At 69.3% G+C, this 21,524-nt stretch carries 19 protein-coding genes and 1 rRNA gene; 9 read left to right on the top strand and 11 right to left on the bottom strand.

Annotation, left to right across the window (positions count from 1 at the left end; all coding sequences use genetic code 11):
- The first annotated feature begins 15 nt into the window (after nt 1–15).
- The 4 genes from CTB96_RS07655 to CTB96_RS07640 all read left to right on the top strand — a co-directional run bounded on the left by CTB96_RS07655 (nt 16) and on the right by CTB96_RS07640 (nt 3,006).
- Entirely contained in the window at nt 16–1,419 is a 1,404-nt protein-coding gene (locus tag CTB96_RS07655; protein ID WP_110126425.1) for a rhamnulokinase, read from the top strand.
- A gap of 27 nt (nt 1,420–1,446) precedes the next feature.
- Complete coding sequence (locus tag CTB96_RS07650) at nt 1,447–1,842, top strand: sortase (protein ID WP_248283272.1); 396 nt, start codon at nt 1,447–1,449, stop codon at nt 1,840–1,842.
- Between the two features lie 125 nt (nt 1,843–1,967).
- Nucleotides 1,968–2,570, top strand: coding sequence for a DJ-1/PfpI family protein (locus CTB96_RS07645; RefSeq protein ID WP_110126342.1), 603 nt, complete (start codon nt 1,968–1,970; stop codon nt 2,568–2,570).
- Nucleotides 2,571–2,643: 73 nt separating this feature from the next.
- The gene (locus tag CTB96_RS07640; RefSeq protein ID WP_181397186.1) at nt 2,644–3,006 is read left to right on the top strand and encodes a LysR family transcriptional regulator; all 363 of its coding nucleotides are present in this window, start codon (nt 2,644–2,646) and stop codon (nt 3,004–3,006) included.
- 27 nt (nt 3,007–3,033) lie between these two features.
- On the opposite strand, the gene CTB96_RS07635 is transcribed toward CTB96_RS07640, so the two are convergent.
- Nucleotides 3,034–3,852, bottom strand: coding sequence for an alpha/beta hydrolase (locus tag CTB96_RS07635; protein ID WP_181397185.1), 819 nt, complete (start codon nt 3,850–3,852; stop codon nt 3,034–3,036).
- Between the two features lie 351 nt (nt 3,853–4,203).
- Between CTB96_RS07635 and CTB96_RS07630 the strand changes: the two genes are divergently transcribed.
- Complete coding sequence (locus CTB96_RS07630; protein WP_248283271.1) at nt 4,204–4,950, top strand: FadR/GntR family transcriptional regulator; 747 nt, start codon at nt 4,204–4,206, stop codon at nt 4,948–4,950.
- A 79-nt stretch (nt 4,951–5,029) separates the two neighbouring features.
- Nucleotides 5,030–6,286, top strand: coding sequence for an alpha-hydroxy acid oxidase (locus CTB96_RS07625; protein WP_110126338.1), 1,257 nt, complete (start codon nt 5,030–5,032; stop codon nt 6,284–6,286).
- Between the two features lie 97 nt (nt 6,287–6,383).
- Here CTB96_RS07625 and rocD read toward each other — a convergent pair whose 3' ends face one another.
- Both rocD and ddaH read right to left on the bottom strand, forming a co-directional pair.
- Nucleotides 6,384–7,625: an ornithine--oxo-acid transaminase gene (gene rocD / locus CTB96_RS07620; protein ID WP_110126337.1), complete on the bottom strand. Its 1,242-nt coding sequence runs from the start codon at nt 7,623–7,625 to the stop codon at nt 6,384–6,386.
- On the bottom strand, nt 7,622–8,467 hold the full coding sequence (ddaH, locus tag CTB96_RS07615) for a dimethylargininase (protein WP_427846474.1): 846 nt from the start codon (nt 8,465–8,467) through the stop codon (nt 7,622–7,624). The genes rocD and ddaH overlap by 4 nt, the downstream gene beginning before the upstream one ends.
- A gap of 224 nt (nt 8,468–8,691) precedes the next feature.
- Here ddaH and CTB96_RS07610 point away from each other — a divergent pair, with 224 nt between their 5' ends.
- Together CTB96_RS07610 and CTB96_RS07605 are read left to right on the top strand one after the other, a co-directional pair.
- Nucleotides 8,692–9,129 carry an Lrp/AsnC family transcriptional regulator gene (locus tag CTB96_RS07610; RefSeq protein ID WP_110126336.1) on the top strand — a complete coding sequence of 146 codons (438 nt, stop codon included), beginning with the start codon at nt 8,692–8,694 and terminating at the stop codon, nt 9,127–9,129.
- A gap of 7 nt (nt 9,130–9,136) precedes the next feature.
- The gene (locus tag CTB96_RS07605; RefSeq protein WP_181397184.1) at nt 9,137–9,508 is read left to right on the top strand and encodes a GntR family transcriptional regulator; all 372 of its coding nucleotides are present in this window, start codon (nt 9,137–9,139) and stop codon (nt 9,506–9,508) included.
- Between the two features lie 7 nt (nt 9,509–9,515).
- Here CTB96_RS07605 and CTB96_RS07600 read toward each other — a convergent pair whose 3' ends face one another.
- From CTB96_RS07600 to CTB96_RS07570, 7 genes are all read right to left on the bottom strand, one after another.
- Nucleotides 9,516–9,956, bottom strand: a complete 441-nt coding sequence (locus tag CTB96_RS07600) for a YdeI/OmpD-associated family protein (protein ID WP_110126335.1) — start codon at nt 9,954–9,956, stop codon at nt 9,516–9,518.
- Between the two features lie 49 nt (nt 9,957–10,005).
- The gene (locus CTB96_RS07595; protein WP_110126334.1) at nt 10,006–10,977 is read right to left on the bottom strand and encodes an NAD-dependent epimerase/dehydratase family protein; all 972 of its coding nucleotides are present in this window, start codon (nt 10,975–10,977) and stop codon (nt 10,006–10,008) included.
- Nucleotides 10,974–13,679, bottom strand: coding sequence for an alpha/beta fold hydrolase (locus CTB96_RS07590; protein WP_110126421.1), 2,706 nt, complete (start codon nt 13,677–13,679; stop codon nt 10,974–10,976). The genes CTB96_RS07595 and CTB96_RS07590 overlap by 4 nt, the downstream gene beginning before the upstream one ends.
- Nucleotides 13,676–14,677, bottom strand: a complete 1,002-nt coding sequence (locus CTB96_RS07585) for a 3-oxoacyl-ACP synthase III (RefSeq protein ID WP_110126333.1) — start codon at nt 14,675–14,677, stop codon at nt 13,676–13,678. Before CTB96_RS07585 ends, CTB96_RS07590 begins: the two co-directional genes overlap by 4 nt.
- 214 nt (nt 14,678–14,891) lie before the next feature.
- Complete coding sequence (locus tag CTB96_RS07580; protein ID WP_110126332.1) at nt 14,892–15,518, bottom strand: hypothetical protein; 627 nt, start codon at nt 15,516–15,518, stop codon at nt 14,892–14,894.
- A 36-nt stretch (nt 15,519–15,554) separates the two neighbouring features.
- A complete protein-coding gene (locus CTB96_RS07575) occupies nt 15,555–19,178 on the bottom strand; it encodes a proline dehydrogenase family protein (protein WP_110126331.1) in 3,624 nt (1,207 codons plus the stop codon).
- 2 nt (nt 19,179–19,180) lie between these two features.
- Nucleotides 19,181–20,200, bottom strand: a complete 1,020-nt coding sequence (locus CTB96_RS07570; protein WP_110126330.1) for an adenosine deaminase — start codon at nt 20,198–20,200, stop codon at nt 19,181–19,183.
- 63 nt (nt 20,201–20,263) lie between these two features.
- Between CTB96_RS07570 and CTB96_RS07565 the strand changes: the two genes are divergently transcribed.
- Entirely contained in the window at nt 20,264–20,602 is a 339-nt protein-coding gene (locus tag CTB96_RS07565; RefSeq protein WP_110126329.1) for an META domain-containing protein, read from the top strand.
- Between the two features lie 654 nt (nt 20,603–21,256).
- On the opposite strand, the gene rrf is transcribed toward CTB96_RS07565, so the two are convergent.
- A 5S ribosomal RNA gene (gene rrf, locus CTB96_RS07560) occupies nt 21,257–21,373 on the bottom strand.
- Nucleotides 21,374–21,524 lie beyond the last annotated feature (151 nt).

Here is a 21,524-nt window from a genome sequence, read left to right as displayed (position 1 = left end):
TCGAGCGGCCGGGTCATGCTCGGCCATGTCGGCCCGAACGAGCTCGAGCTGCATCCGGTGGCGAGGTTCCCGAACAATCCCGTGCGCACCATCGACGGGCTGCACTGGAACATCCTCGAGCTCTACCGCAACGCGCTGCTCGGCCTCGGCGCCGCTGTGCGCGAGGCGCCCCGCCTGGCCAGCGTCGCCGTCGATTCCTGGGCGGTGGACTACGCGCTGATGCGCGGCGACCGGATGCTCGGCAACCCGTTTCACTATCGCGACGACCGCACCCTCGCCGGCGTCGAGGCCACCCATGCCCTGGTGGCGCCTACCGAGCTGTACCGACAGAACGGCTTGCAGGTGCTGCCGTTCAACACCCTGTACCAACTGGCCGCCGACCGGGCCAGCGGCGACCTGGCGGCGGCCGACGGCCTGCTGCTCATCCCCGACCTGCTCGGCTTCTGGCTGAGCGGCCGGCGGGTGGCCGAACGCAGCAACGCGTCTACCACGGGGTTGTTGCAGACCACCGGCGCCGGCGCGGTCTGGAATGACACCCTGATCGGCACGTTGGGCCTGCCGCGGAGCCTTTTTCCCGACCTGGTGTCTGCGGGGGATTCGGTCGGCGCCCTCCTGCCGGGCGTGGCCGCCGAGATCGGCAGCGACCGGCTGCAGCTGGTGGCCGCCGGGTCGCACGACACCGCATCCGCCGTGGTGGGGGTGCCGATGCTCACCGACGACTGTGCCTACATCTCCAGCGGCACGTGGTCGCTGGTCGGGGTCGAGTTGCCCGCGCCGGTGCTGACCGAGGCCAGCCGGGCCGCGAACTTCACCAACGAGGGCGGTGTCGACGGCCGAGTCCGATACCTCCGCAACGTGATGGGCCTCTGGCTGCTGAGCGAATCGATCCGCAGCTGGGAGCGCGCCGGCGACACCATCGACCTGCCCGATCTCCTCGCCGAGGCGGCCGCGCTCCCCGGCCAGGTCACTCTCTTCGACGTCGACGACGCCAGGTTCCTGCCGCCGGGCGACATGCCCGCGCGCATCGTCGCCTACTGCGTCGAGCACGGCACCAGGCCGCCCGGCACCCGGGCCGAACTGGTGCGCAGCATCGTCGAGAGCCTGGCCGCCGAGTATGCCCGCACCCTGCGCACGGCCACCGAGCTCTCCGGCCGCTCCGTTCGCACTGTTCACCTCGTTGGCGGCGGTTCGCAGAACACGCTGCTCTGCCAGCTCACGGCCGACTACACCGGACTGCCCGTGCAGGCCGGCCCCGTCGAAGCCACGGCTATCGGCAACGTCCTGGTGCAGGCCCGCGCCCAGGGCTTCGCCAGCGGCAGCCTGGAGAGCCTGCGCGCCCTGGTGGCCAGGGCCTATCCGCCGCGCAGCTACCGGCCGACACCGCGTGCACCGGCGGCACACGCTAACATTTCACCCTAGGCAGAGCGAACGAAACGGCGGAATCGGGTGGACCTTCACGACATGGTCTCGCTGCTGAGCGAAATCTTCAGCTTCGTCGGCCTGCTCGTGGGTATTCCGCTGTACATCGCGGGTTTGTCGGTGCGCGGCTTCGGCGGCCGCTGGATACAGACCGACGGCGTCATCGCGCAGACTGCGCAGGGTCCGGTCATCCGCTGGTTCGACAGCGAGGGCGACGTGCACGAAGCCCACGCCGACACCCATGAGAGCGTCGACCTGCAGCCGGGCGACGACATCACGGTGTGGTTCCTGGGCCGAGCGCCCGCTCGCTGCCGCACCCACTCGCCCGACCACGACGGCAAGGCCCTGCGGCTGACCGGACTCATCCTGACCGGCGTCGGCGTGGGCTCGGCGATCCTCGGCGTGGTGCTGCTCTTCTTCTGACGCTTCGTCCCGGCTGTGTGTCTCCGTGCCTCCTTGCCTCGTGACCGGATGCGGCGGATGCTGAAACCAGTTCGCGCCGGCAACTCGCCGACGCCACCGGGAGCCGCAGACGAGAAGGGCCGACCATGAACCAGCTCACCGACAGGATCCTCATCCTCACCGGAGACGCCGCAGAGACGCTCGAGGTGTTCTACCCCTACCAACGGCTGCTCGATGCCGGTTATGAGGTGCACATCGCGGCACCGAACAAGAAGAAGCTGCAGTTTGTGGTGCACGATTTCGTCGACGGATTCGACACCTACACCGAGAAGCTCGGCCACACCCTGGATGCCGACCTCGCGTTCCGGGATGTCGACCCGGCCGGGTACCTGGCCGTTGTGATTCCCGGCGGGCGGGCGCCGGAGTACATCCGCAACGACGACGACGCCAAGCGCATCGTGCGCCACTTCTTCGACCTCAACGCCCCTGTCGCCGCGCTCTGCCACGGGCCGTTGCTGCTGGCCGCGGCCGGTGTGCTGCACGGGCGCACGTCATCCGCCTACCCAGCCCTCGGCCTCGACGTTGAGCTGGGCGGCGGCACCTTCGAGAACGGCGCTGCCGTGGTGGACGGCAACCTGGTGACCGGGCGGGCCTGGCCGGACCACCCGGCGTGGATGCGCGAGTTCATGAAGCTGCTGGACGACGCCAGGGTGCAGAGCCGCCCGGTCGACGCCGTGGCCACGGCCTGACGACTGGGCCGCCCGCACTCGCGTAGCCTGTAGTGCAGGTACGCGACTAGCGCGTGCGGCTGAGAGGATGCCCGTGGACACCACACTGCTCCGGCGCTTTGTCGCTGTCGCCGAGGAGTTGGACATCGTTCGCGTCGCCAAGAACCTCAACGTCTCCCGCACCACGCTGATGAAATCGATCGCCGACCTCGAGGCCGAGCTGGGTGTGGCACTGTTCGAGCCTGCCGCCGACCAGCCCTGGCTCACCGAGGCCGGCATGGCTCTCCTGGCCGACTCCAAGGGACTGCTCGCCAGCATGCCGCCCTCCGGCGGACCGTCCCAGGGTTCCGGCAACACGTCCGGATCCGGCGGCAAGGCCAAGGCCTCCAAGGGCAAGGGTCGCAAGCCCGCCGTCAAGGGACAATCCGCGCCCGGCAAACGCCGTCAGTCCCGCTGATCTGCTCTGAGCCGGGAGCCTGCCCGTTCAGGCCACCCGGAGCGATCGTCCGCCGGCGCTGATCAGGGCCACGGTTGCCAGCGTCAGGGGGCTTTGCGCGTCACAGTAGCCGGCGAACGAGCCATGCTGGTCCGCCCCCGGCAGGTCGAGGAGCACCGCCGTTCCCCCGTTGGTCAACCTGTCGACGAGCTCGCCGGACTGGCGTTGCAGTTCGTCAGGTTCCCGGTCGCCGACCGCGACGATGATCGGCACGTCGACCCGTCGGTCGAAGACCGGTGGTACCGCCCACCCGGTCGACGGGTGGGGCTGGAAGCGTCCGCTGACCGCCACCACCCCGGTGATAACCCCGGCGGGCACACCGTACTCGTCCTCCCAGTCGGTGACGGCCGCACCCACCGCGAGCGGAGCGCCGACGGCGTGCCCGGCCACCACGATGCGCGCCGGGTCGGCGCCGAACTGTTCGGCATTGTCGTACACCCACGCGATCGCCGCCCCCACCTGCCGGCGGGCCTCGTCCAGTGGGGCTGAGGGCGCGTGCGCGTAGTTGACCACCACCGTCGTAATGCCATGTGCGAACGGGCCGCGGGCGACGCCCGCGAAATCGTCGGCGCACATCGGCAGCCCGCCGAAGCCACCGGGCAGGAAGACCAGCACCGGCGCATCGGGTTGTCGTGCCGGATAGATGTCGAGGTACTCCAGGGCGCCCGGACCATAGTGCTGGGCGAGGATCGTCGGATAGATCCGGCGGGTTTCAGCGCTCAAGGCCATCGCCTGAGTGACGGCATCCAGAACATCCGGCTCGAGGGCGTCCCAGTCGGAGAGATCGGCACCCTGCGAATCACTCACGGGCGGCGCGCTGGCGGGCGCGGGCGCGGAAGGGTAGCGATGGGCAGACGACGGATGCATACGCACGATTCTCCCTGTGTCGCGCGGCCGGGCCGAGAAGCCGGCTGCTGTGTCCATCGTTGTGCCTCCAAGTGGGGGTCTGGTGTTCCGAATGTTAAGGTGTCGTAAATTCCGCGCGGCCCGCTGGGGAGGAGGGGTGGTGCTGAGCTGCCGGGTCACGTAGGCTCTGTGGTCAGACCACACCAGTACTGTGTACCACCGCCGTAACGCACCCGCTAGAGCATTCGGCCAACCCACAGCACCACCCAGCCCAGAGCACCGACCCACAGCCCGCCAATGGAGGAGGACATCGTGACCGTCGAGGAACGCCGCGCCTGGGAGATCGTGTTGGCCCGGATCGAGGACGACCTGCTCGGCGGCAGGCTGAAACCCGGCGACCGTCTTCCCGGCGAGCGCGCGCTGGCCGCCGAGTTGGGCGTTGGTCGTTCCAGTGTGCGCGAGGCCCTCCGGGTGCTCGAGGTACTCGGCCTGGTGCGCACGAATGTGGGCTCCGGCCCGACCGCCGGCGCGATCATCGTGGCGCTGCCCGGTGGCGGAATGTCCGTCCTGATGCGACTGCAGGTCGCGGCCCAGGGCTTCCCGGTGGCCGACATCGTGAAGACCAGGCTCGTTCTCGAGACAGCGGTGGCCGCCGAACTCGCCGAGGCCGTGCTGTCGGACGCCCTCCTGCACCCGGACCGGCGGGGCCATGACCTCGGTCCGTGCCTGCAGTTGCTCGACGCGATGGACTCGCAAGACTTGAGCGAAGACGAGTTCCTCGCTCTCGACGCCGCCTTTCACTTGTCGCTGGCGGAGGCCTGCGGCAACCAGGTGGTGATCGCCACCATGGCCGGTCTCCGCAACGCCATCGAGGGCTATGTGCTGGCGGGTGTGGCCCGGCTGGCCTCGTGGCCGACGACCTCAACCCGGCTGCGCGCCGAGCACCGCGGCATCCTCGCGGCCATCGAAGCCGCCGACCCGGCCGAAGCCCACGCCTTGGTCCACGCCCACATCTCCGGCTATTACGCCGAGACGCGGCTGCATCCGGTCGCGCACTAACCGACCGACTGCCCCCGAACCACCCCGACCGACCGCCCACGATCCGACGCCCCCTCCCCGCCGAGAACAGGACTTTCCCATGGTTGACCGCCGCATACCCAAGATCAAAGACCTCGCCCCCCTCATGCAGTTCAAGGTGCCGGAGCTGAACGCGAAGAAGCGTCGCCTCGACTCCGCCCTCACCATCGGTGATCTGCGCGCGATCGCCAAACGCCGCACGCCCAAGGCCGCGTTCGACTACACCGAGGGCGCCGCGGAGGGCGAGATTTCGCTGCAGCGCGCCCGCCAGGCGTTCGAGGACATCGAGTTCCACCCGTCGATTCTGCGCGACGTTTCGACAGTGTCCACCGGCTGGGATGTGCTCGGTGCGCCCGTTGCCCAGCCATTCGGTATCGCGCCGACCGGATTCACCCGCATGATGCAGACCGAGGGTGAGATCGCGGGCGCGCACGCCGCCGCCAAGGCCGGCATCCCGTTCTCGCTGTCGACCATGGGCACCACCGCGATCGAAGACGTCAAAGCGGCCAACCCGCACGGCCGTAACTGGTTCCAGCTCTACATGTGGAAGGACCGCGACCGGTCGATGGCGCTGGTGGACCGGGCCGCCGCGGCCGGGTTCGACACTCTGCTGGTGACGGTGGACGTGCCCGTGGCCGGCGCACGACTGCGCGACAAGCGCAACGGGTTCTCCATTCCGCCCCAGCTCACGCTCGGCACCGTGGTGAACGCGCTGCCCCGGCCGGAGTGGTGGATCAACTTCCTCACTACCGAGCCACTGGCCTTCGCGAGCCTGGACCGGTGGAGCGGCACCGTGGGCGAGCTGCTCGACACGATGTTCGACCCCACTGTGACCTTCGAAGACCTGGCCTGGATCAAGGCACAGTGGCCGGGCAAGATGGTGGTGAAGGGCGTGCAGAACCTGGCAGACGCGAAGAAACTCGCCGACCTCGGCGTTGACGGCATCACCCTCTCGAACCACGGTGGCCGCCAGCTCGACCGGGCCCCCATCCCGTTCCACCTGCTCCCCAGCGTTGCCCGCGAGGTGGGCAACGACCTCGAGGTGCACCTGGACACCGGCATCATGAGCGGCGCCGACATCGTGGCCGCCGTGGCGCTGGGCGCGAGGTTCACCATGATCGGCCGGGCCTACCTGTACGGCCTGATGGCCGGCGGCGAGGCCGGAGTCGACAAGGCCGTGCAGATCCTCTCCGACCAGGTGGCCCGCACCATGCGGCTACTGGGCGTCAACTCACTCGAGGAACTCGAACCCGCGCACGTGACCCAACTCACCCGGCTGGGCCGCCTCGACCCGCTGGCCGCGCAGGCCGTTCGGTAGCCCTCCCCAGCGCCGAGTTGCCCCTGCCCGGACGAGTTGCCCCGGCAGACGGGGGCAACTCGACCGGAACGGGGCAACTCGGCGGTGGCGCCCGGCGCTAGGCCGGGGCGAGCTCCTCGAGCACCGCGGCGAGTTGATCGACGGCCCAGTCCAGGTCGTCGGCCGAGACCACGAGCGGCGGAGCGAGACGGATGGTGGAGCCGTGGGTGTCTTTCGCGAGCACACCGCGTTCCATCAGCGCTTCGCAGACCGCGCGGCCGCTGGCCAGCGCCGGGTCGATATCGATGCCGGCCCAGAGTCCGGCGCCGCGAACCTCGAGCACCCCATGGCCGACCAGGCCCAGCAGCCGGTCGTGCAGGTGGGCGCCCAGGTCCCGCGCCCGCTGCTGGTATTCGCCGGTGGCGAGCAGGTTCACCACGGCCAGGCCGACCGCGGCCGCCAGCGGGTTGCCGCCGAAGGTGGAGCCGTGTTCACCCGGGCGCAGCACGCCGAGGATGTCGGCATTGCCGACCACGGCAGACACCGGCACGATGCCGCCGCCGAGGGCCTTGCCGAGCAGGTAGAGGTCGGGCACGACGCCGGCCAGTTCCACCGCGAAGGTGGCGCCGGTGCGGCCGAGCCCGGACTGGATCTCGTCGGCGATGAAGAGCACGTTGTGCCGGCTGGTGATCTCGCGCACGGCCGGGAGGTAATCGGCCGGGGGCACGACGATGCCGGCCTCGCCCTGGATCGGTTCGAGCAGCACCGCCACGGTGTTCTCGTCGATGGCTGCCTCCAACGCCGCGGCATCCCCATAGGGCACGGTGCGGAAGCCCGGGGTGAACGGGCCGAAGTCGGCGCGGGCGGACTCGTCGTCGGAGAAGCTGATGATGGTGGTGGTGCGGCCGTGGAAGTTGCCGGCGGCCACGATGATGTTTGCCTGTCCGTCTGCGACGCCCTTGACCCGGTAGCCCCAGGCACGGGCGACCTTGATACCCGACTCCACGGCTTCGGCGCCGGTGTTCATCGGCAGCACCATCTCTTTGCCGCTCAGCTTGGCCAGCGCGGTCACGAACGGGCCGAGCTGGTCGTTGTGGAAGGCGCGGCTGGTGAGGGTGATCCGGCCCAGCTGGGCGCGCGCGGCGTCCAGCAGCACCGGGTTGGAGTGACCGAAGTTGACCGCGGAGTACGCGGCCAGGCAGTCCAGGTAGCGCTTGCCGTTGATGTCGGTGACCCAGGCGCCGTCGCCGGAGGCGACCACAACGGGCAGCGGGTGGTAGTTGTGGGCGGCGTGCGCGTTCTCCTGGGCGATGGCGGCGGTCTGGTCGGTCAGGCCCACCTGCTCGGTCAGGGCGCTCATCGGCGCAGCTCCAGCGTGCAGCACTTCACGCCGCCGCCGCCGAGCAGGAGCTCGGACAGGTCGACCCCGATCGGGTTGTAGCCGCGTTCGGTCAGTTGGCGTTCGAAGTCCTTGGCCTTGGCGGCGATCACGACGTTGTAGCCGTCGGAGTAGGAGTTGAGACCGAGGATCGCGGCGTCTTCCTCGGTGACGATGACGGCATCCGGGTAGCGGCTGCGCAGGATGGCCAGGCTGGGTTCGTCGAACGCGCTGGGCAGGTAGGCGATGTTGGTGTCGTCGAGCACGGCGATGGCCGTGTCGAGGTGGTAGAAACTCGGGTTGACCAGCTTGAGCGTGATCACCGTGCGGCCGTAGATGGTCGAGACCTCTTCGTGGCTGTTCGAGGCGCTGCGGAAGCCGGTGCCGGCCAGGATGACGTCGCCGACGAGGAGGAAGTCTCCCTCGCCCTCGTTGATCTCGACGGGCTCACGCACGTCGAAGCCATTGGCGCCGAACCAGTCCATGTACGCGGGCCCCTCCGGCTGGCGCTGCGGGTAGGTGAACTTGGCGCCGTAGGCGATGCCGTCGATCACGAAACCGCCGTTAGCGGCGTAGACCATGTCGGGCAGGCCGTCGATGGGGTCGATCAGGTGCACGTCGAAGCCGAGGCCGACGTACGTGTCGTAGAGGGTCTGCCACTGGGCAACGGCGAGACTCGTGTCGGTCGGCAGCGCCGGGTCCATCCACGGGTTGATCCGGTAGACCACGGTGAAGTAGTCGGGCTTGCACATCAGGATGGTGCGCTTGACCGGCGTGCGAGTAATGACGGCCGGCGTGGTCTGCTCGTCTGGGGCGACATCAATGGACACTGGAGCTCCTCTGTAAGCGATCCGCCTGCGCAGGCGCGGCGGACGCGGATGGGTGGCGGACCAGGTCACTCTCGAGAGCCCGGACGGTCGGTGAAACTGATCGTGCCGGGACGCCGGTTCTAGTCTCACACAGCATGAATCGACGTTTCCTGCGAATTCGCGCATGGAACACGCGTTGCCGCCGAAATTCACGCAACTTCGGCGCGTAGACTCGATGGATGGATAACCTCGATCGCGGCATTCTCGACCTTCTCCGCCAGAACGCCCGGGCGGGATACGGGGACATCGGTTCGGTGGTGGGCCTGTCCGCCTCCGCCGTGAAGAGACGCGTCGACAAACTGGTCGCCGACCGGGTGATCCGCGGTTTCACCATTCAGGTCGACCCGTCGATCGACGGAATGAGCACAGAGGCCTACGTCGAGTTGTTCTGCCGAGGCACCGTCGCCCCCGACGAGTTGCTGCGAATCCTCTCCGGTGTGCCGGAGGTGGTGGATGCCGGCACCGTCACCGGCAGCGCCGACGCTATCGTGCACATCCGCGCCCGTGACATCCCGGGCCTGGAAGCAGCGCTGGAGAAGGTGCGTCTGGCGCCGAACGTCGACCACACCCGCAGCGCCATCGTGCTCACCCGGCTGATCCATCGCGGCGCGGAGTAACGCCGCGATGGCAGCCCTGAGTCTCCAGATCGACGCGGAGTCGACCACCCCGCCGTACGAGCAGATCCGGATGCAGGTGATCGACGCGGTGCGCTCCGGCAGGCTGGTGGCCGGCGACAAGTTGCCGACCGTGCGCCGGCTGGCCGAAGACCTGAACCTCGCGCCCAACACCGTGGCCCGGAGCTACCGCGCTCTGGAGCAGGACGAGGTGATCGAGACCCGCGGGCGGCTCGGTTCGTTCGTCGCCGCGACCGGGGATGCGACGCACCGACAGGTGCAGTTGGCGGCCGTGAGTTATGCCGAACGGGCCAGGTCACTCGGCGTTGATGCCGACGAGGCACTGGCCATCGTGCGGGCGGCGTTGGGCCTGACCGGCTGACCTTGGCTCAGGCGCCACGCAGCTCGGCGAGCGCGGCATCCAGCCTGCGCTGCCGGGTGGCGTCGGTCTTGGCGCCCTCGATGGCGCTCACGTGCCGGCGCTGGTTGCTGAACGACAGCGCAGCGAAGGCGGCCCGCGCGGCCGGGTCCGCGTCGAGTGCGGCGCGCAGGGCTTCGGGCTCGTCGACGGTGCGCGGCTGGTCGTCGAGCTCAACGGTCACGTCCACCTCGTCGCCGCCGGCGACGCCGGCCAGGCTGCGGTTCTCGGCGCTCAGGGCGATCATGTACTTACCCCGGTACGGTGCCACCGAGCTGCGGTAGCTGTGCCCGTTGATCGTCACGGTGATGGCGTGCCTCTTGCCCGGGCCGAGGCCGGCGACGACCTCGTCGGGAACGGGGATGCCGGTGGCGGTGGCACCGGATTGTTCGATGACGGCGCGAAAGTCCATAGCGCCGAGTATGCCGCCCCGAACCGGACGTGGGCAACCCCGGTGAGGCTCAGAGGGAGCGATAGTGCGCCGCGAGGCGCTCCAGGCCCTCGTCAAGGGTGGCCGCGGGGGTCCAGTGCAGGTCGGCGCGGGTGCGGCGCTGGTCGAACCAGTGCGCGGTGGAGAGCTGCTCGGCCAGGAACCGGGTCATCGGCGGTTCGTCCTGCCCGGGGAACACCCGCCAGGCGGCCTCTATGACGGATCCCGCCGTGCGCGCCACACTCGCCGGCACACTCCAGGCCGGTGCTGCGACTCCGGCCGCGGCGCAGATGCCCGCGAGGAGCTCGGCGACCGGCCGCGGCTCGCCGTTCGTGATGACGTAGCTGTTGCCGTGCACGGCATCCACCCGCTCTAGAGCGGCCTCGATGGCACTGGCGGCATTGTCGATGTAGGTGGTGTCGATCAGCGCGGCGCCGTGGCCGAGCAATGGCAGGCGTCCCGCCCGGGCACGCTCCACGATGCGTGCGATCAACTGGGTGTCGCCCGGGCCCCAGACCAGGTGCGGCCGCACCGCAACGACGCGCAGTTCGGCGGAGTCGGCGGCGAGGGCCAGCAGTTCGGCGGCGGCTTTGGTGCGGGCGTAGTCGCCCCGGGCTCGGGCGGGATCGGCCGGCTCGGCATCGCTGCCGGTGATGGATGCGCCGGAGTGCGCCACAGACGGCGACGAGACGAAGACGAGACGGCCGACGCCGGCGGCGCGGGCGGCGGCGAGCAGGGTGCGGGTTCCGCCCACGTTCACGGTCTCGAAGTCGGCGGGCGACCCGGCCAGCGACACCTTGGCGGCCAGGTGCACGACGGCGTCGACTCCGGCGACGGCCTCGGCCACACCAGCGGGGTCGGTGATCGTGCCGAGCACGTCGGTGGCGCCCGTCACCCCGCTCGGCCGGCGCTGTAAGCAGCGCACCTCGTGACCGGCCGCCACGATCGCGGCCGCGACGGCCCGGCCGAGGAAGCCGCTGGCGCCCGTGACCAAGACCCTCATGGCTGCGTCAGTCGCGCACCGGTCAGGATGCCGTGGGCCCAGCCGGCCAGGCGGGTGCGGTCGATCTTCGAGTTGTGGCGGATGTCGGTGGGCAGATGCGGAACCACCAGCACGGCCGCGACGGGATGGCCGGCGACCATGCGTACGTCCTCGGCGAGATCGGGTTCGGCCAGGCTGACCCGGGTGGCGGCGGGAATCGTCTCGACAACCAGGACAACCTGTTGGGTGCCGGCCGCCCCGACGCCGACGGCAGCGGCGCGGCTGACCTGGGCCAGCGCCGACACGGCGAGCTCGGCACCGACGGGCGTGACCACGCCGGCGGCGGTGGTGATCACGTGCGGCATCCGGCCCTCGACCCAGAGCCGGCCGGCGGCGTCGAGGTGGCCCACGTCGCCGGTGCGGTGCCAGCGCTCGCCCGGGGTGACCTGCCGGGTCGCCGCCAGGTCGGTCAGCCAGAGCCTGTCGTAGTGGTCCTTCACGTGCGGGGCGGAGACCACGATCTCCCCGGTCACCCCAGCGGCCTCCGAGAGCTCGCCGACGGCACGGCCGTTCTCGTCGAGGGCGCTGATGCGCACCCGCGTCGTGGCGGCGGCACGGCCGACACAGACCCCACCGGGCCCGCGGGCCACGTCGTCGAGGGCGGCCTCACGGATGCCGTCCAGGGTGATGTCGGTCATCAGCAGGCCCTCGGTCATGCCGTAGGGGGTGTGCGCGCTGGCGCCGGGCATCAGGGCGGCGGCCGAGGCGAGCAGCGGCTCGGAGACGGGCGCGCCGGCAGAGAGGAAGCTCTTCACGCCGGCGAGCGCGGCGCGGTCGGCCGGGCTGAGGGCACCCTGGGTGCGCACGACGTTGGCCAGGGCGGCCGGCGACAGGAACACCACGGTGGCGTCGATGGCTGAGACCGCGGCGGCGACGGCGGTCGCGGTGAGGGTCTTGGGCGCCGTGACGTCCATGTCGGGAGTGACGGAGCGGGCGCCCAGGGCGGGCCCGAGCAGCGCGAAGGGGGCGAACCCGGCGACGAGTCCGGTGCCGCGGCCGACGCCGTACTGGTTGTGCAGGGCGCGACTCACCGCGGCGAGCTGACCGTGGGTGTAGACCACGCCCTTCGCCGGACCGGTGGAGCCGGAGGTGAACAGCACCGCGGCCACATCGGTGGGCAGCGGCGGCTCTGGCAGTTCTTCGTCGCGGCCGAGCGAGATGAGGTCGGCGAGGGCATAGGAGACCCCGAGGGCCTTGCGGCTGGCGAAGGGCAGCCGGTTGGTGGAGATCTTCTGGCCGGGCCAGCCGAGGGCGGATGCGGCCATCAGGCCCGGCAGGGCACCGATGATGTGGTCGGGCCTGGCGCCGCGCACCGCGCGGGTGAGGCCGGGCAGGCCGAGTCCGGCATCCGCGACAACCACGATCGCACCCAGACGGATGCAGGCGTAGAGCACCGCGGTGAGGTCGGCACTGGGCGGCACGAGCAGCGAGACGCGGTCGCCCTTCTGCACGCCGATCTGGTGCAGGCCGGCGGCGATTTCGCGCACCCGTCGGGAGAGCAGGCGCCAGCTGACCACCCGGGGGCCGTCGCCCGAGGACGGGGCCATGTCGACCAGGGCGGTCTCGTCGCTGTCGTGCAGTTCGTCGAGGTAGTGCCAGAGGGGCTGGGTCTCGACAGGCTCGACCAGCGCGACAGGCTCGACCAGCGCGACAGGCTCGACCGATCTCTGGTCGAGCTTGTCGAGACCCGACAGCCAGGTCAACGCGGCACCGGCGTAGTCGACGTCTTCGGCCAGAAGGTGTCCGGCGCCCTCGAAGCGATGCACATCGGCATGCGGAATCCGGTCGATGAGGTCGTCGAGGTACCGGTCGCTGAAGATCGGGTCGCGCGGGCCCCAGAGCATGAGGGTGGGAACACTCAGCGAGCGCAGCGACTCGGCGATGCGGTCGAGTTCGGCATGGCTGTCGTGCTCGGCGTCCACCGGGATGTCGGCGACGAAACCGCCGATGCCGCCGCGGCGGGCCATGCTGCGGTACGGCGCACGGTAGCCGTTCTTGACCGCAGTGGGCAGGGCGGGGTGGCCGAGCGCGAGGGTGGTGTCGAGGAAGGCGGTGGTGAGCACGGTACCGGTGCTGAGCATGCCGCGGGCGAGTGCCAGCCGCAACGGGGCCGGGATCGGCTCGGTCTCGCTCTGGTGGATGGCGGTGTTCAGCAGCAGAACCCCGGCCAGGAGCTCGGGGTGGTCGACGGCCCAGCCGAGCGAGACCACGCCACCCCAGTCGTGGCCGAAGGTGAGCACGGGCCCGGAGAGGCCGAGAGTACGGGTGAGATCGTCGAGATCCCGCACCCGCCGGGCGAGGGGCCGGGCAACGCCGGTGCGCTCGGAGAAGCCCATGTCAAGTTGGTCGACGGCGATCACGCGCCAGGCGGGCTGTCCGGCGGCGGCCGCCGCCGTGGCCTGGGCCACGAGGTCGCGCCAGAGGTACGACCAGGTGGGGTTGCCGTGCACGCAGAGCACGGTTCCCACCGGTTCGACGCCGAGGGCGGCCAGTTGTTCGCCGTTGTCGAGCAGGTGCCAGGCGTGGGTTGCGCCGTCCGCGAGCCCACCGGTTTCGACGACATCCACAATGCGTGACCAGGCCGGGTCGAGGCCGGGCAGGCCGCTGGGCGGCAGGCTCGCCGGAGCGAGGGCCGTCGCGACGCGCGGCAGCCGGTAACTCACCACTGGATCTCCATCATGGCCGTGTTGAGGCCAGAGCCAACGCCCATCAGCAACACCCGATTGCCACGTTCCAGCTTGGCGGCTTCCTGGGACAGCGTGATCGGGATCGACGCCGGGCCCACATTGCCGTAGGTGGGATAGGTCAGCGGTACCCGGGTGCGGTCGAGGCCGGTGGCCTTGACGATCGCGTTCGTGTGCACATCCGACACCTGGTGCAGGATGTAGCGGTCCATGTTCGACCAGCTCCAGTCACGTTTGGCTTCGGTCCAGGCCGACACCACCAGCTCCATGCCGCCCTTGAGCAGCGCCTTGGCGTCGGTGAACATGCCGTCGACACTGCCGACGCAGAGGTCGTTGAACTGGGTGGCGGCCCGGGTGACGCCGCCGAGGATGCGGTGGCCCTCCGGGTGCGCGTCGGCCCGGCCGAGCACGGCCGCGGCAGCGCCGGAACCGAGGGTGAGGCTGGCGAACTCGCTCATGAAGTCCTTGCGCCCGATGTCGGGACGGCCGAGACGCTCGATGGTATTGGTCTGGATCTCGTCGGCATCCTCACCGTCGATGATCACCGCGTACTTGATCTGACCGGAGTCGATCAGCTGGGCAGCGAGGGTCATGCCGTTGACAAAACCGAGGCAGGCGTTGGCGATGTCGAAGTTCGTGGCCGAAGAGGGCAGCCCAAGGCCGTGGTGGATGCGCACGGCGACCGACGGCTCCAGATGCTTACGGGTGACCGAGGTGTTGATCATCAACCCCACCTCACTGGGGTCGATGCCGGCTTCGGCCAGGGCCCGCTTGCCGGCCGAGACGGCGGCATCGTCGAAGGCCTGGCCTTCGGCCCAGTTGCGGCGCTCGTGCACGCCGGCGACCCGCTGCAACAAACCCTTGGGCAGGCGCAGCCGCTTGAGGGCAGGCTGCAGGCGACGGTCGATGTCTTCAGACGTCGTGATGCGGGGAGCGATGGTCGTGGCGACCGAGAGCAGCGCGACATTGTGATGCATCGTCGTTGCGTTTCCGTCCAACGGGGTCCCCTGTCGAGTTTTGAGTGGCGACAAATCGTGTCCTATCGATTTTCTCTCAGCAGTCTGAGTGGCAACCGTGAGGTAGCTGATGCTCGAAGCGACCAGTTTCCCAGTGAAATCCGCCACGGCTACCCTCCATTATCAGCCCTTTACCCGGCTCACGCGGTCATCGGGCGCGAGCACGTTTATCCCATCAGGTCAGGCGCGGCGTGCCGGGCCGGGTGAGGACCGCGGCGACCAGGAAGCAGACGCCGCCCGCGATGGTGCCGACAGTAGCCCAACTCGGCAGAAACGGTTGTCCGGTAGCCGGCACGACGATGGCGCCGACCGCCGCGGCGCCGAAGGCGACGGAGCCGAGCAGATTGAGCCAGGTGCTCCGCCAGGTGCGGGCGTGCGGGTCCCAGAGCGCGTCCCGGCCGGTGGTGGCCCCCACGGCGAGCGCACTGGAGACAAGGAAGCAGACCGACCCGTAGACATCCGGGCGCCACCCGGTGCGCTCGCCTGCGGCGAGGCTGGCCACCAATGCGGTGCCGGTGCTCAGGTTGAAGAACAGCGTGCCGGCGAACTGGATGGCTGCCGCCCACCAGTCGAACCGGTCCGGCCGGTTGGTCGTGGTGCGCGGCGGTCTCCGCCCGCTGAGGGCGAGTTGGATGTAGGCCGCCGCGGTGAAGAACAGCGAGCCGAGAAAGAAGGTGGCGTTGTCGGCCACGGCGCCCACGGCGCCGAGGTAGGCCGGCACGGCACCGAGGATGAACAGCGCCGACCCGACGATGAAGCCCCAGGCTTCCCGCCGCAGTCGTAACCACTTGGGTGCCTGCACACCATCACCTCGCCTCCGGCCGCAGCCATTATGGCGCTAGATGACCTCATCCGTGAGGGCGCTGGGGTTGCCGAACCGGTGGGCGGTGATCGAGATCGACTGTTCACGGAGGAACGCGAGCAACTCCACCCGACCGGACTGGGTGACCGGATGCGCGTAGACGGCGATGTCGGGGCTGCCGTTCAGGGCGGTGGCGAAGGCCGTGGCCGCGTCGGCGGCACCGGCGACCGGGTCGGCGCCGATCAACCGCACCCGGCTGGTGCTGACCCCGCCGGCGGCCGCGCGCGCGAGCCACTCCTCGTCGCTCTCGATGACCAGGGGAATGTCCCGGGGGGCGAGCACGGCGCGCACGGCGGCCGGGATCGGCACGGCGCTTGACACCACGAACCGGGACTTGGACAGCAGGCCTGCGGCGATCACGCGCAGCAGGAGGGCCAGGTTGCCGTCCTCACCCGACCGGATGGTGACCGGCAGGGCGCAGTACCGAAAGAGGTTCCGCTCCAGGCCGAGGCCGGAAACGTCGGCGACGGCGCCGAACTCCTCCCGCCAGGCGAGGGCGTCGCTGAGCGCGGACCGGCGCAGTACGTCGAAGTCCTCGTAGGGCAGCGACGGCTGGGAGGCCTCGATGAGATCGGTGATGCGCTGCTCCAGGCCACGCAGGTGCAGCGTCGAGCTGTTCTTGCCGGGGTCGGTGACCCAGCCGCCGAGCCCGTACAGGTAGTTGGGGCCGCCGGCCTTGCTGCCGGGGCCCACCGCCGACCGCTTCCAGCCGCCGAACGGCTGGCGTTGCACGATGGCGCCGGTGATACCGCGGTTCACATAGAGGTTGCCGGCCTGAACCGTGTCGACCCACTGTGCGATCTCGTCGGCGTCGAGGGAGTGCAGCCCGGAGGTCAGGCCGTAGTCCACGGCGTTCTGGTACCGGATGGCTTCCTCCAGCGTGCGGGCGTGCATCACTCCCAGCACCGGACCGAAGAACTCGGTGAGGTGAAAATAGGAGCCGGGTGCGACGCCGCTGCGGATGCCGGGCGACCACAGCTGCCCAACGCCCGTCTCCAGCTCGTCGTCAAGCAACTTGGGCTCGACCAGCCATTTCTCTCCGGCACCCAGCTCGGTCAACGCGTGCAGCAGCTTGCCGTTCGCGGGTTCGATGATGGGGCCCATCTGGCTGTCGGGGTCGGCCGGGCGGCCCACCCGCATCGAGGTCGCCGCATCCACCAGCTGGCCGAGGAATCGCATCGAGCGGCCGACAGAGCCGACCAGGATCACCAGGCTGGCGGCGGAGCATTTCTGGCCGGCATGGCCGAACGCGCTCTTGATCACGTCTGCCGCTGCGAGGTCGAGGTCGGCGGAGGGAGTGACGATGATGGCGTTCTTGCCGCTGGTTTCGGCCAACAACGGGAGGTCGGAGCGCAGACCTCGGAAGGTCTGCGCGGTCTCGTACGCGCCGGTGAGGATCACCCGGTCGACGTCGGGGTGCGCCAGCAGCCGGCTGCCGAGCTCCCGGTCGGGCAGGTCGACGAGCGCGAGCAGGTCCCTGGGCACACCGGCTTCCCACAGCGCCTCCACCAGCACCGCTCCGGTGCGCTGCGCGAGCGTGGCTGGCTTGATGATCACGCCGGAACCGGCAGCGAGGGCGGCGAGGACGCCCCCGGCCGGAATGGCGACGGGGAAGTTCCACGGCGGTGTGACCACGGTGAGCCTGGCGGGTACGAAGACGGCGCCCTGCACCATATCGAGGTCGCGGGCGCGCTCGGCGTAGTAGTGGGCGAAGTCGATCGCCTCGCTCACCTCCGGGTCACCCTCGGCGATGGTCTTGCCGGTTTCGGAGGCCATCACCTCGATCAGGCGGTCACGGTGGGCGGCCAGGTTGGTACCGGCGCGGTGCAGCACCGCGGCGCGTTCTGCACCGGTCTTGCGGCCCCAGGCCTCGCCGGCGGTCGTCACGGTGGCGATGACCTCGTCGAGCCGATCGGTCTCGGTGATGCGGGCGGCCGCGATGGTGTCCTTGCCGAGCATCGAGGTCTCGACCCTGGCCAGGATGCTGCGCCCCCAGGCACGATTCGCCGGCAGGGACGGGTCGGTGTCTGGTTCGTTGCGGAAGGCGCCGAGCTCTGACCGGCTGCGGCTGACCGAGCCGCGGGTGAGGCCGAGCACCATTGCGGTGAGGTTGGGGTCGTCGGCGTCGGCCGGCGGGGTGGTCAGCGCGGGACCCGACGGGGCTTCGGGCGCCAGCGGCACAACAACGGACCGGTCCTGCATCCGGTTCGGAAGCGGGGCCCGGCTGCTGCCGGCCTGCGCACCCGGCCCGGTCTCCAGCGCGGCAAGGGAGTCGAGGAAGCGCTGTTTCTCCCGCTCGAGCAGGGCAGGCGTGTCGGCCAGTTCGAACACCGCCGACATGAAGTTCTCCTCGCTGGCGTTCTCCTCGAGCCGGCGGATGAGGTAGCTGATCGCCACGTCGAACTCGGCCGGGTTGACCACCGGCGTGTACAGCAGCAGCTGGCCGACGTCTTTCTTCACTGCTTCGGCCTGGCTGGTGGCCATGCCCAACAGCATCTCGAAGTCGACCCGGTCGTCCACCCCGCGCTGCTGGGCGAGCAGATGAGCGTAGGCCACGTCGAACAGGTTGTGGCCGGCGACACCGATGCGCACAGCATCGGTGTTCTGCGGAGTGAGCGCCCAATTGAGCACCCGCTTGTAGTTGGTGTCGGTGTCCTGCTTGCTGTCGTAGGTGGCCAGCGGCCAGCCGTGAACCACGGAGTCCACGTGTTCCATCGCGAGGTTGGCGCCCTTCACCACGCGCACCTTGATCGGCGCACCGCCCCCGGCCCGGCGGGACTGCGCCCACTGGGTGAGGCCCTGCAGCGCGCCCAACGCGTCGGGCAGGTAGGCCTGCAGCACGATGCCGGCTTCGAGGTTGAGCAGCTTGGGTTGGTCGAGAATACGTTCGAACACCGCGATGGTGAGGTCGAGGTCGCGGTACTCCTCCATGTCGAGGTTGATGAACTTGGGCGTCGGTGCTGCGGCAGCCAGCTCGTACAGCGGGGTGAGCCGTTCGACGACGCGGTCGACGGCTTCGTCGAACGCCCACATCGAGAGCTGACTGGCGATCGAGGAGACCTTGATCGACACGTAGTCCACGTCGTCCCTGGCCAGCAGGTCGCGGGTGCCGGCCAGGCGCCGCAGCGCCTCCTTCTCGCCCAGGACGGCTTCCCCGAGCAGATTGATGTTGAGCCGGTTGCCCGACTCCCGCAGGGCTTCGATCGCGGGCCCGAGCTTGTCCGGCGTCGCATCCACCACCAGGTGGCCGACCATTTGCCGTAACACCTTGCGGGCTGCCGGGATGACCACCCAGGGCAAGACCGGCCCCATCACGCCGCCGACGCCGATGGCGCCGCGGAGCACGGGAGGCAGGAAGGCGGGGGCCAGCTTGGCCACCCGTTGCAGGTTGTAGCCCGCGACCATCACGTCTTCGGGCCGCATCACACCGTCGACGAAGCCCACGGTGAAGTCCAGGCCGTTGGGATCTTTCAGCACTCCGGCCAGGCGCTCGGCCGAGATGTCAGCGGGGATGTCTTGGCTTGCCGCCAGCCACTTCTCGACGAGCGCCACAACTTCCGCGCCGAGGTCCTGCTGCACGTTCGAAGTGGGATTGGTCATGCTCACGAGAGTAGTCGCAGCACCTCCTCGAGGTGCTCGTCCACGGCCGTGATGTACCGGCGTTTCTCAGCATCCGGCAAAAAGGCTGCCTGGAACGAGTTGCGCGCGAGCTGGGCCATCTGTTCGGGACTCAGGGCGAACTCCTGCTGCACGGCGGCGAGGTTGTCGTCGATGTAGCCGCCGAAATACGCGGGGTCGTCGCTGCTGATGGTCACGATCAAGCCGGCATCGAGCATCGCCGGCAGCGGATGCGCGGCAAGAGTCGGCGTCGCCTGCAGACAGACGTTCGAGAGCGGACAGACCGTGAGTGGAATCCGACGCTCCCGGAGCACCTCGAGCAAATGGTCGTCCTCGACCGAACGGATGCCGTGGTCGACCCGTTCCACCCCGAGCAGGTCGAGCGCCTCGTGCACATAGTCGGGTCCGCCCTCCTCGCCGGCGTGGGCGACCCGGTGCAAGCCCAGTGCGGCGGCCTTGGCGAAGACCTCGGTGAAGAGCGAGGGCGGGAAGCCCACCTCCGCCGAGTCGAGGCCCACGCCGATGAGCTGGTCGAGGTAGGGGATCGCGGCGTCGAGGGTCGCGAGGGCTTCGGCGCCACCGAGGTGGCGCAGGAAGCAGAGGATGAGGTCGGCGGAGATGCCGAGGTTCTCGCGGCCCTCGTTGAGAGCCCGGGTGAGGCCGCCGAATACCACCGCAAGCGGGATGCCGTTGGCCAGGTGGGTCTGCGGGTCGAAGAAGATCTCGGCCCGGCGCACCCCGGCGGCTGCGGCGCGGGTGAGGTAGGCCAGGCCGAGATCGTAGAAGTCGGCTTCGGTGCGGAGCACGGCCAGGTTGGCGTAGTAGATGTCGAGGAACGACTGCAGATCGGTGAATCGGTAGAGCTCGCGCAAGGCGTCAGGGTCGTAGCTGGGCAACTCGACGTTGTTGCGACGGGCCAGGGCCACGAGCAGCTCGGTCTCGAGGGTGCCCTCGATGTGCACGTGCAGTTCGGCGGTCGGCCAGACACCCTGTCGGTTCGTCACTGATGTACTCCTGGATCATCGAAGTCGTTTGCGCCCGGTCGGCGGTCGCCATACTCTAGCGCGATGGGAACGGGTGATTCAGCGACCGACGAGACGGCTTGGGTGGGTGTCTGGGGTGTAGCCGGCATCCGTGGCAAGCCCTACCTGGAGTTCCTCGACGATCACAGGCTGGCCGGCACGGATGGCTGCAACCGCCTGATGGGCGGCTGGAAAGCAGAGGGTGACGCCGTGGAGTTCGGCCAGCTGGCCTCCACGATGATGTACTGCGAGGGGGTGGACACCTGGCTGAGCCAGGCCGCGACGGCCACCAGGCAGGGTGACACCTTGACTATCCTGAACGAGGCCGGCACCCCCATCGGCACCCTGACGAGGTCGGTGCCCGCGTCGCGCACCCGACTCTAGCCTGCGGCTCGCGCCCGCCTCGGCGGTCGAGCGTGTCGAGACCGGGTGACGGGTGTGGGTGACGGTGGGGAGGCCGTCTCGCGGGGTCTCGACAAGCTCGACCAGCGGAGGGTGGGTCTTGCGGGGTCGTCGCGCGACTCTCGACGTTATGTTCGCGAGCTGTGAGGTAAGCCCCGAAAACTCGTGTGTTCTGGTGCTTTTCTCACGGTTCGCGGGATGTGTGTGGGTCGCGCCCGCCTCGGTGGTCGAGCTTGTTGGGACCCGGTGACGGGCGTGGGTTGCGGTGGGTAGGCCGCCTCACGGGGTCTCGACGAGCTCGACCGGCGGGTGGTGCGCCCTCGGGGGTCGTCGCGCGGGTTGCCGTGGTTCGCGAGCTGTGAGGTAAGCCCCGAAAAGCCGTGTGTTCTGGTGCTTTTCTCACGGTTCGCGGATGTGTGTGGGTCGCGCCCGTCTCGGTGGTCGAGCGTGTCGAGACTGGGTGACGGGCGTGGGTTGCGGTGGGTAGGCGATCTCGCGGGGTCTCGACAGGCTCGACCAGCGGATGGTGCGACCTCGAGACGGGTNGGCCGGCGGATGGGCTAGGCGTCGAGGGGTGGGGGTTAAACGCAGAAAAGCCACCCCGGTGGGGTGGCTTTTCTGGTGTTGCTAAGTTAAGTCCGGCGGTGTCCTACTCTCCCACAGGGTCCCCCCTGCAGTACCATCGGCGCAAAGAGTCTTAGCTTCCGGGTTCGGAATGTGACCGGGCGTTTCCCTCTTGCTATAGCCGCCGAAACACCTGGTGATGCTGGTGAATCGAACAAATTTATACATAAGTATTTAGTTATTTGTTCTCGACCGTACATCGAGAACCACATAGTGGACGCTTGCAGCTTATTCAAACTGTTGTGTTATCAAATTATCGGCTTATTAGTACCGGTCAGCT

Source organism: Cryobacterium arcticum (assembly GCF_003185895.1).
Classification (GTDB): domain Bacteria; phylum Actinomycetota; class Actinomycetes; order Actinomycetales; family Microbacteriaceae; genus Cryobacterium; species Cryobacterium arcticum.
The sequence above is the reverse complement of the archived record's forward strand: the minus strand, read 5'-3'. Positions and strand labels throughout refer to the sequence as shown.